This is a genomic window from Streptomyces sp. NRRL F-5126 (genome assembly GCF_000721265.1).
Lineage (GTDB): Bacteria > Actinomycetota > Actinomycetes > Streptomycetales > Streptomycetaceae > Streptomyces.
In genome coordinates this window covers 363106-377875 of sequence record NZ_JOFZ01000006.1, presented here as the reverse complement: position 1 = coordinate 377875, position 14770 = coordinate 363106, and the positions used below count along the sequence as shown (strand labels likewise).

Below are 14770 nucleotides of genomic sequence, written 5' to 3'. Positions count from 1 at the left end.
TCGGGCATCAGGACCGGCACGCCGGCCTCCCGACGGCCTGAGAGAATGGGCCCATGGCCTCAGACCGTCCCCGCGCCCTCTCCGGCATCCAGCCCACAGCCGGCTCCTTCCACCTGGGCAACTACCTCGGCGCCATCCGCCAGTACGCCGCCCTCCAGGAGTCCCACGACGCCTTCTACATGGTCGTCGACCTGCACGCCATCACCGTGCCGCAGGACCCGGCCGTGCTGCGTGCGAACACCCGCCTCGCCGCCGCGCAGCTGCTCGCCGCCGGGCTCGACCCGCAGCGGTGCACGCTGTTCGTGCAGAGCCACGTTCCCGAGCACGCGCAGCTCGGCTGGGTGATGAACTGCATCACCGGGTTCGGCGAGGCCTCCCGCATGACGCAGTTCAAGGACAAGTCGGCCAAGCAGGGCGCCGACCGCACGACCGTCGGCCTCTTCACCTACCCGGTGCTCCAGGTCGCCGACATCCTGCTGTACCAGGCCGACTCCGTGCCGGTGGGCGAGGACCAGCGCCAGCACGTCGAGCTGACGCGCGACCTCGCGGAGCGGTTCAACGGGCGCTTCGGACACACCTTCACCGTCCCCTCGCCGCACATCGTCAAGGAGACCGCGAAGATCTACGACTTGCAGGACCCGGCCATCAAGATGAGCAAGTCGGCGTCCACTCCCAAGGGCCTGATCAACCTGCTCGACGAGCCGAAGGCCACCGCCAAGAAGGTGAAGAGCGCCGTCACCGACACCGGCTCCGAGATCGTCTTCGACGCCGAGAACAAGCCGGGCGTGAGCAACCTGCTGACGATCTTCTCGACGCTGACCGGCACTTCCATCGGGGACCTCGAAGCCCGCTACACGGGCAAGGGCTACGGAGCGCTCAAGACGGACCTCGCGGACGTCATGGTCGATTTCGTCACACCTTTCAGGGACCGGACGCACGAGTTCCTTGAGGACCCGGAGACCCTGGACGCCCTCCTCGCGACCGGCGCGGAGAAGGCGCGTGCCGTGGCCGCGGAGACGCTGGCGACCGCGTACGACAGGATCGGATTCCTGCCCGCGAAGCACTGATCGCAGCCGCCCGGCCGGCACAGGGGGCCGGTCGGGCGACGCCGGAAACGTCCCACATGGCGGACACTGGTCACGAGGCCCCGGGAGGGCCACACTGGCGTGCGTCCGGGCCGAGTACCGACAAGTCCGGACGAAAAGCCGAAAAGCTGATAGTGGTCGACAGCGAGGAGATCGATGTGGGGACCGTAACGCTCGGCGTTTCGATCGCGGTCCCGGAGCCGTTCGGCAGCCTGCTCCAGCAGCAGCGCGCGAGCTTCGGGGATCCCGCCGCACACGGCATCCCCACACACGTCACCCTCCTGCCGCCCACCGAGGCCGTCGCGGAAGCACTGCCGGTGGTGGAGGCCCACCTCGCCGCCGTCGCCGCCGCGAGCAGGCCCTTCCCGATGCGGCTGTCGGGCACAGGCACGTTCCGGCCGCTGTCGCCCGTCGTGTACGTACAGGTGGTGGAGGGCGGCTCGGCCTGCAACTGGATCCAGAAGCGGGTGCGTGACGCGTCGGGGCCGCTCGCACGCGACCTGCAGTTCCCGTACCACCCGCACGTGACGGTCGCGCACGCCATCGCCGAGGAGGCGATGGACCGCGCGTACGAGGAGCTCGCCGACTTCGGCGCCGCCTGGGCGTGCACGTCGTTCGCGCTGTACGAGCAGGGCTGCGACGCCGTCTGGCGCAAGCTGCGCGAGTACGCGTTCGGCGGCGGTGAGGCCCACGGCGTGCCGCCGCAGGGCGCGCCGCACCGCCGTGCGCCGGTGAGCCGCTGAGCACCGGTGGACCGCTGAGCGCGGGGGCCGCCCTGCCCGTCACTCCGGGACGGTCGCGTCCTGCACCGCCCGGTACACCGGACCCGGCAGGTGCCTGAGCGCCGCCATCACGAACCGCAGCCGCGCCGGCACGTACACCGTGGCGGAGCGGCGCCGCAGCCCCAGCTCGATCGCGCTCGCCACCTCCTCCGCGCTGGTGGTCAGCCGTCCGCCCGTCACGTGCCGCGGCGTCACCGCGCCCGGGCGCACGGTCATGACCTGCACGCCCGTGCCGTCCATCGCCTCGCTCAGGCCCTGCGTGAACGTGTCGAGGCCGGCCTTGCTCGACCCGTAGATGAAGTCGGCGCGCCGGGCGCGCTCGCCCGCCACGGACGACAGCACCACCAGCGCGCCGTGCCCCTGCGCCTGCATCGCGCCGGCGCACACCAGCGAGGCGGACAGCGCCCCGGTGTAGTTCGTCTGCGCGACGCGCACGGCGGCGAGCGGGTCGGCCTCGTCGTGACCCTGGTCGCCTGCCGCGCCGAAGGCGAGCAGCGCCAGGTCGATGTCGCCCTCGGCGAAGACCTTGCCGAGCGCCTCCTCGTGGGACGCCGGGTCGAGTGCGTCGAAGGCGACCGTACGGACGTCCACGGTGCCCACGGCCCGGCCGTCCGGGCGCAGCGCGCGCAGCGACGCGGCCGCGGCGTCCAGCGCGGGGGAGGGGCGCCCGGCGAGCCACACCGTCCTGGCCCGCCGCGCGATGAGCCTGCGCGCGGTGGCGAGGCCGATCCCGGACGTGCCGCCGAGTACCAGCAGGGACTGCGGGGCGCCGAACGCGTCCTTCATCGGTGTCTCCATTCGGGGTTCGGGTTCTCTGGCCGGGTTCTCAGAGCGCGAGCCTGCGGGCCAGGTCGGACGTGATGACGCCGTCGGGATCGAGTCCGGCGCGCACCGCCCTGAACTCGGCGAGGCGCGGGTACATCGACTCCAGCAGGTCGGGCCGCAGCCGCGCGTCCTGGGCGAGATCGACGCGGCCGCCCGCGGCGGCCACCTCCTCGTCCAGTTCGTCGAGGAAGCGGCCGAGGCCGCCCGCGCTCGCGGGGATGTCGAGCGCGAGGGCCCAGCCGGGCAGGGGGAACGACAGCAGGCCCGTGCCCGCTGCGCCGAGGCGCTGGAGCGTCGCCGCGGGCACCGGCACGGCCCGGCGCGCGACGTTGCGCACGATCCGGTGCAGCGCGTCCTCGTGGCCGAGACCGAGGGCGCACTCGTACCGCACGAAGCCGCCGCGGCCGTAGCAGCGGTCCAGGCCGGGCCACCGGCCGAGCGGCCGGGTCAGCGGCCGCAGGGCCCGCGCCCTGCGCGGCGGCGAGGCCCGGAAACGCAGCGCGTTCAGCGCACGTGCCGCCCCGGCGCCCAGCAGGCCGTCCGGGACCAGTTCCGGCGGCAGGGACGGCACGGCGGGCAGCGTGAACGGGGCGGGGCGCGTGGCGCGGGCGCGGGCACGGGCACGTGCGCGGGCGCGGGCGCGTCCGGGCAGTGCCTCGACCGGCACGTGGAGCGCGCGGGTCAGCACCCCGCGCCCCAGCGCGGGCCCCCGCGTGAGGAGGTCGAGCCAGGCGGTCGACCACCGGTAGCGGTGGTCGGTCAGCGACAGGCGCGAGAGCAGGTCGTCCAGGCCCGTGGCGCGCTCCGTGTCGACGGCGAGCAGCGGGCTCGCCGCGCGCCGCAGCCGCACGGTGGCCGAGAGGATCACCCCGGTCAGGCCGAGACCGCCGGCCGTCGCGTCGAACAGCGGCGTACCGGCGTCGACCGTGCGCACGGAGCCGTCGGCCGTCAGCAGCCGCAGCGACGTGACGTGGCGGGCGAACGAGCCGCAGGCGTGGTGGTCGCCGCCGTGCAGGTCGGCCGCGAGCGCGCCGCCGACGGTCGGCCAGGACCCGCCCGCCGCCGTGGGCAGCACGGGCAGGGACCAGCCGAGTTCGAGCGCCGCCTCGGCCAGCCTGCGCAGCGGCACGCCCGCGTCGCAGACGGCCAGGCCCGCCTCCGTGTCGACGGAGCGGACCAGGTCGAGCCCCGCCAGGTCGAGGACCGTCCCGCCCGCGTTGCGTGCGGCGTCGCCGTGGGCTGTGCCGAGGCCGCGTGCGACGGCGCCGCGCGCCCCCGGCGCGGACCGGCTCGCGCCGAGCGCGGCCGCGGCCTCCTCGTACGACCGCGGGCGCACCAGCACGGCGGTGGTGGGCGCGGTGCGGCCGCGACCGGTGAGCGGCGCGACGTCGAAGGCCAGGGCGCGATCGTCCGGCGGGTGCGATGCCTCCGGGACCGGTGCGTCCGGTGCGTCAGTGCTCTCCACGCTCTCCACAGCCATGGGGGCGACGGTATCGCCCGGTAAGGCCCGGAATGCGGCGTCCGGCACGGTAGTCGCGCTACTCGTATCAAGCGGTACTCATATTTTCGGGAAGGGGCACACGAGATCGTGTCCGCTGCATCCACGATCCGGGGGTAGGCCTCTTGCCATGGACTGGCTGAAAAAACTCCCCGTCATCGGCCCGTTCGTCGCCAAGCTGATGCTGACGCACGCCTGGCGCTCGTACGAGACGCTGGACCGGGTGCACTGGGCGCGGCTCGCCGCCGCCATCACGTTCATCAGCTTCATCGCGCTCTTCCCGCTGATCACGGTCGGCGCCGCGATCGGGGCCGTGCTGCTCAGCACGAGCCAACTCCATCAGGTGCAGCACAACATCTCGGCCCAGGTCCCCGGCATCTCCGACCAGCTCGACATCAACGCGCTCGTGCAGAACGCGGGCACGGTCGGGGTGGTGGCGGGCGCGCTGCTGCTGTTCACCGGCATCGGGTGGATCGGCTCCATGCGGGAGTGCCTGCGCGCCGTCTGGGAGAAGGAGGACCAGCCCGAGGGCAACCCGTTCCTCCTGAAGGCCAGGGACACCCTGACACTCGTCGGCCTAGGCGCCGTGGGGCTCGCCTCGCTCGGCGCCTCGACGTTCGGCTCGACGGCCGTCGGCTGGACCGCGCGGCAGCTCGGCATCCCCGAGGACGGCCCGACCGGCTTCCTCCTCCAGGCGGGCTCGATCCTGATCGCGGTGCTCGCCGACTTCCTGCTGCTGCTGTACGTGCTGACGCTGCTGCCCGGCGTCAAGCCGGCCAGGCGGCGGCTCGTGGTGGCGGGACTGATCGGGGCCATCGGCTTCGAGGTGCTGAAACTGCTGATGGGCGGCTACATCAGCCAGGTCGCAGGCAAGTCGATGTACGGCGCGTTCGGCACGCCCGTCGCGCTGCTGCTGTGGATCAACTTCACCGCGAAGCTGCTCCTCGTGTGCGCGGCCTGGACGGCGACGCCCGGCAAGGACGAGCCGAGCAGGGCCGAGCTGAACGAGCGTGAGGCCGCGGAGCGGGAGCGGGAGAAGGCGGCCGAGGATGCGGAGCGGGCCGAGGAGGCGTGACCCTCATGACGCCGGCGCTGCGGGCGGGGCCGTGCCGCCCGCCCCGCCTCGGACCGTTACGGCTGCGGGCGGCGCGGCCAGCGGCGGTTGACGAAGAACCCGCCCGCGGCCAGGACGACCAGGACCCCGCCGATGATGGCGAGCGAGGTGGTGCCGACGCCGGACGAGCTGTGCGCGGCCGTCGCCTCGGCGGGCGCCGTCGCGGCCGCCTTGCCGGTCGAGGGGCTGCTCGACGAGCCCGCCTGCTTGGTGTCGGCGAGCGACTTCGGCGGCACGAGCTTGCCGACCGGCGTCACCTTGCCGTCCGCGGCGAAGCCCCAGTCGAGCAGCGACGCCGCCTCCTTGTAGACGGCGTTGGGCTCCGTGGCGGACGGGTTCATGACGGTCACGAGGATGACGTGCGAGCCCCGCTGCGCCACGCCCGTGTACGTGTTGCCCGCGTTGGTGGTGTAGCCGTTCTTGACGCCGGCGATCCCCGGGTAGGGCGTCATGCCGTGGGTGCCGCTCAGCAGGCGGTCGGTGTTCTGGATCTGGAAGGACGGCCGCTTCTTCCCCTTCTTCGCCGCACCGGGGAACTGGGCGGTGGCCGTCGAGCAGTACTCCCTGAAGTCCTTGTTCTGCAGCCCCGAGCGGGCGAAGAGGCTCAGGTCGTACGCGCTGGAGACCTGGCCGGGCATGTCGTAGCCGTCGGGCGAGACGACGTGCGTGTCCAGCGCCTGGAGATCGTCCGCGTGCTGCTGCATCTGCTGGACGGTGCGCGGCACGCCGCCGTTCATCGCGGCCAGGACATGCACGGCGTCGTTGCCGGACTTGAGGAACACGCCGAGCCACAGGTCGTGGACCGAGTACGTCTGGTTCGCCTCGACGCCGACCAGGCTGCTGCCCGCGCCCATGCCCTTCAGGTCGCTCGCCGCGACCTTGTGCTGCTCGTCGCTCGGCAGCTTCGGCAGCAGGGTGTCCGCGAACAGCATCTTCAGGGTGGAGGCGGGCGGCAGCCGCCAGTGCGCGTTGTGCGCGGCCAGCACGTCGCCGCTCTCCGCGTCCGAGACGATCCAGGACCTCCCGGTCAGCTTCTTCGGCAGTGCGGGCGCGCCGCCGGCCAGGGAGACCTGGGTGCCGGACACGCCGAGCCGCGCGCCGCCCACGCTCGACATGTGGGCGGGCGGCTTCGGGGCGTCGCTCGCGTCGGCTCCTCCGCTCGCCCACGCGGGGGCGGCGGCCAGAAGGGACAGCACGGCGGTTGAGGCGACCGTCACCGCGGTCTTTTTGGCAGCAGACACGACGGAGAACGTACAGGGCGCGACCGCGGGCCTCGACAGGCGAGGTGGCTCAGGGAGCGTTTCCGGCAGGAAATCCGGGAGGCGGGGTGACGACGCCCACACGCCACGGCCCGCGCGCCAGGACGGATCGGCGGACGGCGATACTGGGGGCATGAAGCTCAGCCGCCCGGTGTCCTGGTTCCTGCTCGCCTTCGGCGCGTGGAGCTGGTTCATCTGGATCACTTTCGCTAAGAACCTGTGGCAGGACGGGAGCGGCCTCGCCTTTGACGACGCGGGCCACCCGACCGCCTACTTCTGGATCCACCTTCTGCTTGCCGTCGCGTCCTTTCTCCTGGGGACGGCGATCGGAGTAATCGGGTTCCGCGGGGTGCGGGCCCTCAGGGCCCCCGCCGCGCAGCAGGACGGGCCCTCCGAAACGCCGGCCCCCGAGCGCACCCGGGCGTGACGCCCGCGGGCGTGACGGCGTACGGCGTGACGCCCCGGGCCGCGTCCCTCGGCCAGGTACGTCCCGCGCCCGCCCCCGCCGGCGCATGCGCCCGTGCCGGCCGTCGCGTCGCCGACGGGCCAGGCGGCCCGTGCGTCCGGCGCCCTGCCGTCCGGCGCCCCTCGGGCGGGTGCGCCGACGGGCTCGCGGCGTGACGCTTCGTTACTGTTCGGGCGCGCAAAGTCGCTGTATGGCGCGACGGTTGTGGAGTCGGCGTGCCCGAGGGATGATGCGGGCGGTGCGGACGTGTGAAGCGTTTCGGCCGTCGGCCGGTGGGACGGCCGTGCAATTGACCCGACTGTTGCCTGTGCGACCCCAAACATCACTTCTCTTTGTGAAGGCCGTGTGATTGGGTGACGCCATCGCGGTCAGGGGTGGGCGTGAAACACGAGGGGCACAGCGAAAATGCGGTCGATCCGTCTCCGAATACTGGTTACCTGCGTGGTGCTGGCGATCATCGGCGTGGGCGGGTGGCAGCTGCTCCCGTCCGGTGACGACGGAGAGCAGCCGATCAGGGTCGGCACGACCGACATCGTCAGCTCGCTCGATCCGGCGGGCGCATACGACGCGGGCTCCTGGGCGCTGTTCAACAACATCTACCAGTCGCTGCTCACCTTCAAGCCCAGTTCGACGGTCCCGACCGGTGACGCCGCGCAGCGCTGCGGGTTCGAGGGCAGCGGCCTGGTCACGTACAGCTGCAAGCTGCGCAGCGGCATCACGTTCTCCAACGGCGACAAGATGACCGGGCACGACGTCGCGTTCTCGATCAACCGCGTGACGCACATCCACGACGGGCAGGGCCCCTGGTCGCTGCTGTCCACCATGAAGTCGGTCGAGGCGCACGGGCAGACCGTCACGTTCCACCTCAAGACGCCGGACGCGACGTTCCCCTCGAAGCTCGCCACCGGCGCGGGCGCGATCGTCGACAGCAAGTACTACCCGGCGGACAAGCTGCGCCCGGGCGACACCGCCATCGGCTCGGGCCCGTACCTGCTCAAGGCGTACAAGAAGGGCGTCTCCGCGACGCTCGTGCCGAACCCGAAGTACAAGGGCTCCATCGGCAAGACGGGCAGCCCCGTGGACGTCGAGTACTTCAAGACGTCCGAGCAGCTCAACACCGCGTGGCAGAAGAAGAAGGTCGACGTCACGCACCGCCAGATGCCGCCGTCCGTCGTGGCCAAGGTCGACGCCAGCTCCAGCGACATGCACGTCACCGAGACCGCGAGCGCCGAGATCCGCAACATGGTCTTCAACACCCGCAAGGGCTCGCCCATGGGCACCAAGGCGGTGCGCCAGGCCGTCGCCGCGGTCATCGACCGGGACAAGATCACCGCAGGGGTCTACGACTCCACCGTGGAGCCGCTCTACTCGGTGATCCCCCAGGGCATCACCGCGCACTCCACCGCGTTCTTCGACACCTATCCCAAGCCCAGCAAGGCCAAGGCCAAGGCGCTGCTCAAGTCGGCGGGCGTCCACACGCCCGTGCACTTCTCGCTGGCCTACTCGCCGGGCGGCGCGACCGCACAGGAGACCGCGGAGATCAGCCGGCAACTGGACGCCACCGGGCTGTTCAAGGTGAAGGTCGTCAGCAAGGAGTGGACGGCCTTCCAGAAGGGGTACGCGGCCGGCGACTACGACGCCTACACGATCGGCTGGCTGCCTGACTACCCGGACCCCGACGACTTCGTCGCGCCGCTCGTCGGCGCCGACAACACCTTCCAGAACGGCTACGACAACAAGAAGATCGACGGCCTGATCACGGACACGCAGAAGTACAGCCAGCGCGCACAGGCGTCCGGCGACTTCAAGACGATCGAGCAGACCGTCGCCGACGACGTGCCGCTGCTGCCGCTGTGGCAGAAGAAGGACTACGTGCTCAGCACGGAGAACGTCACCGGCTCGCAGTACCTGTCGGACGGCACCGGCATCTGGCGCCTGTGGGAGCTCGGCCGCATCTGAGACTGCTGTCCCGCATCCCCTGCGGGCCCACGGCGCGGCGCGCCCTCACCCGGCCGGTCGCGGTGCCTGCGGCCGGCCGCCGTCGCCGTCCAGGTCCTCGGGCACGTCCGCGTCCTCGCGGCCGTCGCCTTGACGGCCGCCGCCGCGGACCCTGCGGGTGACCGCCGCCTCCGCCATCCCGGGCAGGAAGTCCGTGAACAGCTCGTGCACCTCGCGCACGAGCGGCCGCAGCGGCCGGAAGCGGGAGAGCGCCACGCCACGCGTCGTCAGCCGCGCGCCGCGGTCGGCGAGGCGGCGGCTGCGCTCGCTGTCCTGCGAGCGGTCGAACACCCAGTACAGCACCAGGCCCATCTGCGAGAGCCACATCAACTCGGGGAGGATGTCGACCAGTTCGTCCGCAACCTTCGACCTGGACCCGGCCAGCACCTCACGGTGCACGGAGATCGCGGCCTCACGCGCGTGCTCGGACTCGGGCGAGAAGGGGCTGAGCGGGCTCTCCGGGTCGGCGGCGTTCTTGAAGAACTGCGCGGCGAACTCGTGGTACGGCCCGGCGACGTCGAGCCAGACGCGCAGCACGCCCGCCATGCGCGCCTCAAGCCCGGTCTCCCGGTCGAGCACGGGTCTGACGGCCTCGCGGTGCTCCGCCGCGATGCGGTCGTAGAAGCCCTGGACGAGGTGTTCCTTGGACGAGAAGTAGTAGTACGCGTTCCCCACGGAGACCCCGGCCTCCTTGGCGATGGCGCGCATCGTCGTCCTGTCGTAGCCGCGCTCCTGGAAGAGCCGGAGCGCGGTCTCGAGGATCAGCGTGCGCGTCTGCTCGCTCTTGGGCGCACGCGCGGCCCGTGCGGAGCCGGAAGGGCGGGAGGCGCCCCCCGGCGCCTCCCGCCCGTCGTCCGAGCCCGCCGCCCCCGTCACATCCTTCTCACGCTTCACGATGCCCGAGCCTAGTGCGCCCCGCCGGGCACCTCGCACCGTCCTTCGCACGGTGCCGCGGTCAAATCGCGGTACCTCGCCGCCGCCAGGAGGGCCGCCCTGGCGAACGGCGCGCCGGCCGGGGTGGCTAGCCAGTACGCCTTCTGCCGGTGCGCGGCGAGCGCCCACAGGCAGACGATCCACGCGGAGGTCCCGCGGTAGACCTGGCCGCCGTCCCCGACGACCGTGATCTCCCGCAGGGTCTCCTCGTGGTCGAGCGCGGGGAAGCGGCGAACCGCCTCCGTCGATCCCGCTGCCACCGCTTCGATGGGCACGAGGTGGGGTTGGCGGAGCAGCCAGCGGCGCATGTGGACGCAGAGCGGGCACCCGGCGTCGTAGAGGACGGTCAGCGACCGCACGGCCGGCGACTGCACGGTCCGCGTGCCCGTCAGGCCTCGGTCGCGGTCGCCGTCGCCGTGCGGGGCCCGCCCGCGGGCGTCCACCCCTGCGGCTCCACCGGCGGGGTGTGGCGGCGCTCGGCGATCCCGCGCCGCCGCATCCTGTTGAGTACGTAGACGTTGCCGAGGTGCAGCACGCCGAGGACGAGCAGCACGACGCCGAGCTTCACGGAGATCGCCTCGACCAGTTGCCTGGCGTCCGCGACCGCCCGGGACTCCTTCAGGTACAGCGCGACGAAGCCCAGGTTGACGAGGTAGAAGCCGACCACCAGCAGGTGGTTCACGGCCTCGGCGAGCTTCTCGTCACCTTGCAGGACGTCGGACAGGAAGAGCCGCCCGTTCTTGCTGAGCGTCCTCGCCACCCACACGGTGAGTCCGATGCTGACGGCCAGGTAGATGACGTACGCGACAACGGTGAGATCCATTACGCCCCTCCATTTGAACACGTTCAAAACGTGCTGACGGCAAGACTCTAGCCCTCTTTTTGAACATGTTCAAGAAAGGGGTCGGGCGGGGCGGGCCGCCTGCGTCCGCTGCCGTATCCCGTGTACGCACGCTTACGGAGAGTGCCTCTCCCACGGCACACTGTCCGGATGGCATCCGCTTCCCTGGCCGAGGGCGCTCATGTCCCCGTCGCCGCGACAGCCGTACGGGCCGTGCTCACCCCGGCGGCGGGCCCGCCCGCCGACCCCGCGGCCGCACCCGGCAGACGCGTGCCCGGCGTCCTGCTGACCGCCGACGGCGGGGAGGCCGGGGGAGTGAGTGACGTGGTGTACCTGCCGTCGCTGCCCGCCGACGTCGCCCGCGTCCTGTTCCGCGTGGACGGTGGCGACCGGCGCCCCGGCATGCTGCTGAGGCTGGTGCGGGCCGCCGACGGCACCGAACTGGCCCGCGTCGTGCCCGCGGACGTTCACGCCGACGCGCCGTGCGAGGGCGGCGAGCTCTACCGCGCGGCCGGCCGGTGGGCCTTCCGCGCCGCGCGGCCGGCGGGCGAGCACCGGGTGCCCGCACAGGGCGCCCCTCCCGAGGCCGAGAGCGCCGACGCCGGCCCGGCCGGTGCCCTGCGCCGCAGGATCGCGTTACGGAGCCGGCAGGCCGCCCTGAGCCTGCGGAGGTACGGCGCCGCGGACGCCAGGGCGCGCGTCGTCCTCGTCATGGACGCGTCCGGCGCGCTGTCGGGCCTCTACGCGCGCGGGGTCGTCGCCGACGTCGTCGAGCGCACCGCGGCGGTGGCCGCCGTGCTCGCCGGTGGCCGCATGCGGGCGTGGACGTACGCGTCCCGTCCCGCCCGGCTGCCCGACTGCACCGTGGACGGGCTCCACGAGTGGCTGCCCCTGCACGTGCGCGCCGGTCAGCTCGCGCTGCTCGGCAGGCCGCGGCGGCGCGCCCGCGGCCTGCGCCCCTGCCAGGTCGACATGCGGTGCGTCGGCGTCCAGAGCGACCCCCACAGGGCCGTGGCCGAGGTGCGCGCGTACGTGCGCGAGAGGCCCGCGCCCGTGCCGACGCTCGTGGTGTTCCTCTCGGGCGGCGGCGTCCACCACGCCGGGCCGCTGCTGCGCGAGTTACGCGAGGCGGCCGACGAGCCGCTGTTCTGGCAGTTCGTCGGGGTCGGCAGGGCGGACCACCGCGCGCTTGCCCGGCTCGGCACGGGACCGGGCTGCGGCCCGCTCGGCAACGCCGGCTTCTTCGCCGTGGAGGACGTCGCACGCACCCCCGACGCCGAGCTGTACGACCGCCTCCTGTGCGCGTTCCCCGCCTGGCTCTCGTCGCAGCGCGGCGCGGGCCCTCGCGGCTGACATGCGAACGCCCGCCCCGGCGTGCTGGTTCGCGCGCGGGAGCGGGCGTTCGGCGCTCAGGAGAGCGACGGGTGTCAGAAGCGGCGCGTGATCAGCGCCCGCTTGACCTCCTGGATCGCCTTGGTGACCTCGATGCCGCGCGGGCAGGCGTCCGTGCAGTTGAAGGTCGTGCGGCAACGCCAGACGCCGTCACGGTCGTTGAGGATCTCCAGGCGCTGCTCACCGGCCTCGTCACGCGAGTCGAAGATGAAGCGGTGCGCGTTGACGATCGCCGCGGGGCCGAAGTACTGGCCGTCGTTCCAGAACACCGGGCAGGACGACGTGCACGCGGCGCACAGGATGCACTTGGTGGTGTCGTCGAACCGCGCGCGGTCCTCGGCCGACTGGTACCGCTCGCGCGTCGGCTCGTTGCCCTTGGTGACGAGGAACGGCATGACGTCGCGGTACGCCTGGAAGAACGGGTCCATGTCGACGACGAGGTCCTTGAGGACCGTCATCCCCTTTATGGCCTCGATCGTGATCGGCTTCGAGACGCTGCCGGACTTGTCCAGCGAGACGATGTCCTTGATCAGCGTCTTGCACGCGAGGCGGTTCTTGCCGTTGATCCGCATCGCGTCGGAGCCGCAGACGCCGTGCGCGCAGGAGCGCCGGAAGGTCAGCGTGCCGTCGAGGTCCCACTTGATCTTGTGGAGGCCGTCGAGCACCCGTTCCTTCGGGTCGATATCCACTTGGAAGTCCTGCCACCAGGCCTCGTCCGAGACCTCCGGGTTGAACCGGCGGATCCGGAACGTGACGGTGAGCAGGTGGGCGGAGGCGGCGGAGTCCTCCTCCACCCGGTCCATGGTCGGGGTAGCCATCAGTACTTACGCTCCATCGGCTGGTAGCGGGTCTGGACGACCGGCTTGTAGTCGAGCCTGATGGACTCGACACCGTCGTCACCGACCTCGCGGTACGCCATCGTGTGGCGCATGAAGTTCACGTCGTCGCGGTTGGGGAAGTCCTCGCGGTAGTGGCCGCCGCGCGACTCCTTGCGGGCGAGCGCCGACACGGCCATGACCTCGGCCAGGTCGAGCAGGTTGCCCAGCTCGATGGCTTCGAGCAGGTCCGTGTTGAACCGCTTGCCCTTGTCCTGGACCGCCACGTTCTTGAAGCGCTCCCGCAGCTCGCCGATGCGCTCGACGGCGGTCTTGATGGTCTGCTCCGTGCGGAAGACCATCACGTTCGCGTCCATGGTCTCCTGCATCTCGGTGCGCAGTGCCGCGACGCGCTCCTTGCCCGTGGAGGCGAGCATCCGCTCGACCTGGTCGACGACGAACGCCTCCGGGTTCTCCGGCAGCTCCACGAAGTCGTGGTTCGCCGCGTACTCGGCGGCGGCGATGCCGGAGCGGCGGCCGAAGACGTTGATGTCGAGCAGCGAGTTCGTGCCGAGGCGGTTGGCGCCGTGCACGGAGACGCAGGCGACCTCGCCCGCCGCGTACAGGCCCGGCACCACCGAGGTGTTGTCGGAGAGCACCTCGCCCGTCACGTTGGTGGGGATGCCGCCCATGTTGTAGTGCGCGGTCGGCTGGATCGGGATCGGGTCCGTGTAGGGCTCGATGCCGAGGTACGTGCGCGCGAACTCGGTGATGTCGGGCAGCTTGGCGTCGAGCTGCTCGGGCGGCAGGTGGGTGAGGTCCAGGTAGACGTGGTCGCCTGCCGGGCCGCAGCCGCGCCCCTCGCGGATCTCCGTGTAGATGGAGCGCGAGACGACGTCACGCGAGGCGAGGTCCTTCATGACGGGCGCGTACTTCTCCATGAAGCGCTCGCCGTCCTTGTTGCGCAGGATGCCGCCCTCGCCGCGGGCGCCCTCCGTGAGCAGGATGCCCATGCGCCAGATGCCCGTCGGGTGGAACTGGAAGAACTCCATGTCCTCCAGCGGCAGTCCGCGCCGGTAGCAGGCCGCCTGGCCGTCACCGGTGAGGGTGTGCGCGTTGGAGGTCACCTTGAAGAACTTGCCCGACCCGCCGGAGGCGTAGATCACGGCCTTCGCCTGGAAGATGTGGATCTCGCCCGTCGCCAGCTCGTACGCGACGACGCCGGCGGACCGCCGCACACCGTCGACCTCGACCATGATCTGGTCCAGGACGTAGAACTCGTTGTAGAACTCCACGCCCTCCTTGACGCAGTTCTGGTACAGCGTCTGGAGGATCATGTGGCCGGTGCGGTCGGCCGCGTAGCAGGACCGGCGCACCGGCGCCTCGCCGTGGTTGCGTGAGTGCCCGCCGAACCGGCGCTGGTCGATGTTGCCCTCGGGCGTCCTGTTGAAGGGCAGGCCCATCTTCTCCAGGTCGAGGACGGCGTCGATGGCCTCCTTCGCGAGGATCTCGGCGGCGTCCTGGTCGACCAGGTAGTCACCGCCCTTGATCGTGTCGAAGGTGTGCCACTCCCAGTTGTCGTCCTCCACGTTGGCGAGCGCGGCGGCCATGCCGCCCTGCGCCGCCCCGGTGTGCGACCTGGTCGGGTACAGCTTGGTCAGGACGGCGGTGCGGCTGCGCTTCGTGGCCTCGATGGCCGCGCGCATTCCGGCGCCGCCGGCGCCGACGATGACGGTGTCGTACTTGTGGATCTTCATCGGTG

Annotated in this window: 14 protein-coding genes; 6 read left to right on the top strand and 8 right to left on the bottom strand. The window is 71.7% G+C overall.

What is annotated here, in order from left to right; all coding sequences use genetic code 11:
- The first annotated feature begins 53 nt into the window (after positions 1–53).
- Positions 54–1067 carry a tryptophan--tRNA ligase gene (trpS, locus tag IH48_RS0114600; RefSeq protein ID WP_030903619.1) on the top strand — a complete coding sequence of 338 codons (1014 nt, stop codon included), beginning with the start codon at positions 54–56 and terminating at the stop codon, positions 1065–1067.
- 176 nt (positions 1068–1243) lie between these two features.
- A complete protein-coding gene (locus tag IH48_RS0114595) occupies positions 1244–1828 on the top strand; it encodes a 2'-5' RNA ligase family protein (RefSeq protein ID WP_030903618.1) in 585 nt (194 codons plus the stop codon).
- A gap of 39 nt (positions 1829–1867) precedes the next feature.
- Here IH48_RS0114595 and IH48_RS0114590 read toward each other — a convergent pair whose 3' ends face one another.
- Positions 1868–2653: an SDR family NAD(P)-dependent oxidoreductase gene (locus tag IH48_RS0114590; RefSeq protein ID WP_030903617.1), complete on the bottom strand. Its 786-nt coding sequence runs from the start codon at positions 2651–2653 to the stop codon at positions 1868–1870.
- Between the two features lie 40 nt (positions 2654–2693).
- A complete protein-coding gene (locus tag IH48_RS0114585) occupies positions 2694–4172 on the bottom strand; it encodes an FAD-binding oxidoreductase (protein WP_078849724.1) in 1479 nt (492 codons plus the stop codon).
- A 148-nt stretch (positions 4173–4320) separates the two neighbouring features.
- Here IH48_RS0114585 and IH48_RS0114580 point away from each other — a divergent pair, with 148 nt between their 5' ends.
- A complete protein-coding gene (locus IH48_RS0114580; RefSeq protein WP_037841920.1) occupies positions 4321–5265 on the top strand; it encodes a YihY/virulence factor BrkB family protein in 945 nt (314 codons plus the stop codon).
- Between the two features lie 56 nt (positions 5266–5321).
- Here the strand turns inward: IH48_RS0114580 and IH48_RS0114575 are convergent, their stop codons facing one another.
- A complete protein-coding gene (locus IH48_RS0114575) occupies positions 5322–6545 on the bottom strand; it encodes a D-alanyl-D-alanine carboxypeptidase family protein (RefSeq protein WP_234434251.1) in 1224 nt (407 codons plus the stop codon).
- 151 nt (positions 6546–6696) lie between these two features.
- Between IH48_RS0114575 and IH48_RS0114570 the strand changes: the two genes are divergently transcribed.
- Together IH48_RS0114570 and IH48_RS0114565 are read left to right on the top strand one after the other, a co-directional pair.
- On the top strand, positions 6697–6990 hold the full coding sequence (locus tag IH48_RS0114570) for an SCO4848 family membrane protein (protein WP_030903612.1): 294 nt from the start codon (positions 6697–6699) through the stop codon (positions 6988–6990).
- A 444-nt stretch (positions 6991–7434) separates the two neighbouring features.
- Complete coding sequence (locus tag IH48_RS0114565) at positions 7435–8988, top strand: ABC transporter substrate-binding protein (RefSeq protein WP_030903611.1); 1554 nt, start codon at positions 7435–7437, stop codon at positions 8986–8988.
- A gap of 45 nt (positions 8989–9033) precedes the next feature.
- Here the strand turns inward: IH48_RS0114565 and IH48_RS33310 are convergent, their stop codons facing one another.
- From IH48_RS33310 to IH48_RS0114550, 3 genes are all read right to left on the bottom strand, one after another.
- Positions 9034–9792, bottom strand: coding sequence for a TetR/AcrR family transcriptional regulator (locus tag IH48_RS33310; protein ID WP_234434269.1), 759 nt, complete (start codon positions 9790–9792; stop codon positions 9034–9036).
- Positions 9793–9932: 140 nt separating this feature from the next.
- Positions 9933–10319 (bottom strand): DCC1-like thiol-disulfide oxidoreductase family protein, encoded by a 387-nt coding sequence (locus tag IH48_RS0114555; RefSeq protein WP_037842120.1) that lies wholly within the window; start codon positions 10317–10319, stop codon positions 9933–9935.
- Positions 10320–10348: 29 nt separating this feature from the next.
- The gene (locus tag IH48_RS0114550) at positions 10349–10783 is read right to left on the bottom strand and encodes a hypothetical protein (RefSeq protein WP_030903607.1); all 435 of its coding nucleotides are present in this window, start codon (positions 10781–10783) and stop codon (positions 10349–10351) included.
- Positions 10784–10951: 168 nt separating this feature from the next.
- Here IH48_RS0114550 and IH48_RS0114545 point away from each other — a divergent pair, with 168 nt between their 5' ends.
- Positions 10952–12154 (top strand): VWA domain-containing protein, encoded by a 1203-nt coding sequence (locus IH48_RS0114545; RefSeq protein ID WP_030903606.1) that lies wholly within the window; start codon positions 10952–10954, stop codon positions 12152–12154.
- A gap of 74 nt (positions 12155–12228) precedes the next feature.
- Here IH48_RS0114545 and IH48_RS0114540 read toward each other — a convergent pair whose 3' ends face one another.
- The gene (locus IH48_RS0114540) at positions 12229–13011 is read right to left on the bottom strand and encodes a succinate dehydrogenase iron-sulfur subunit (protein ID WP_030903604.1); all 783 of its coding nucleotides are present in this window, start codon (positions 13009–13011) and stop codon (positions 12229–12231) included.
- Entirely contained in the window at positions 13011–14765 is a 1755-nt protein-coding gene (gene sdhA, locus IH48_RS0114535) for a succinate dehydrogenase flavoprotein subunit (RefSeq protein WP_030903602.1), read from the bottom strand. Before sdhA ends, IH48_RS0114540 begins: the two co-directional genes overlap by 1 nt.
- Between the last annotated feature and the right edge of the window lie 5 nt (positions 14766–14770).

Excerpts from the sequence above, each read along its gene's own strand:
- trpS (WP_030903619.1), top strand. The coding sequence starts at position 54 with ATGGCCTCAGACCGTCCCCGCGCCCTCTCCGGCATCCAGCCCACAGCC.
- IH48_RS0114590 (WP_030903617.1), bottom strand. The coding sequence starts at position 2,653 with ATGAAGGACGCGTTCGGCGCCCCGCAGTCCCTGCTGGTACTCGGCGGC.
- IH48_RS0114585 (WP_078849724.1), bottom strand. The coding sequence starts at position 4,172 with ATGGCTGTGGAGAGCGTGGAGAGCACTGACGCACCGGACGCACCGGTC.
- IH48_RS0114580 (WP_037841920.1), top strand. The coding sequence starts at position 4,321 with ATGGACTGGCTGAAAAAACTCCCCGTCATCGGCCCGTTCGTCGCCAAG.
- IH48_RS0114570 (WP_030903612.1), top strand. The coding sequence starts at position 6,697 with ATGAAGCTCAGCCGCCCGGTGTCCTGGTTCCTGCTCGCCTTCGGCGCG.
- IH48_RS0114565 (WP_030903611.1), top strand. The coding sequence starts at position 7,435 with ATGCGGTCGATCCGTCTCCGAATACTGGTTACCTGCGTGGTGCTGGCG.
- IH48_RS0114550 (WP_030903607.1), bottom strand. The coding sequence starts at position 10,783 with ATGGATCTCACCGTTGTCGCGTACGTCATCTACCTGGCCGTCAGCATC.
- IH48_RS0114545 (WP_030903606.1), top strand. The coding sequence starts at position 10,952 with ATGGCATCCGCTTCCCTGGCCGAGGGCGCTCATGTCCCCGTCGCCGCG.
- IH48_RS0114540 (WP_030903604.1), bottom strand. The coding sequence starts at position 13,011 with ATGGCTACCCCGACCATGGACCGGGTGGAGGAGGACTCCGCCGCCTCC.
- sdhA (WP_030903602.1), bottom strand. The coding sequence starts at position 14,765 with ATGAAGATCCACAAGTACGACACCGTCATCGTCGGCGCCGGCGGCGCC.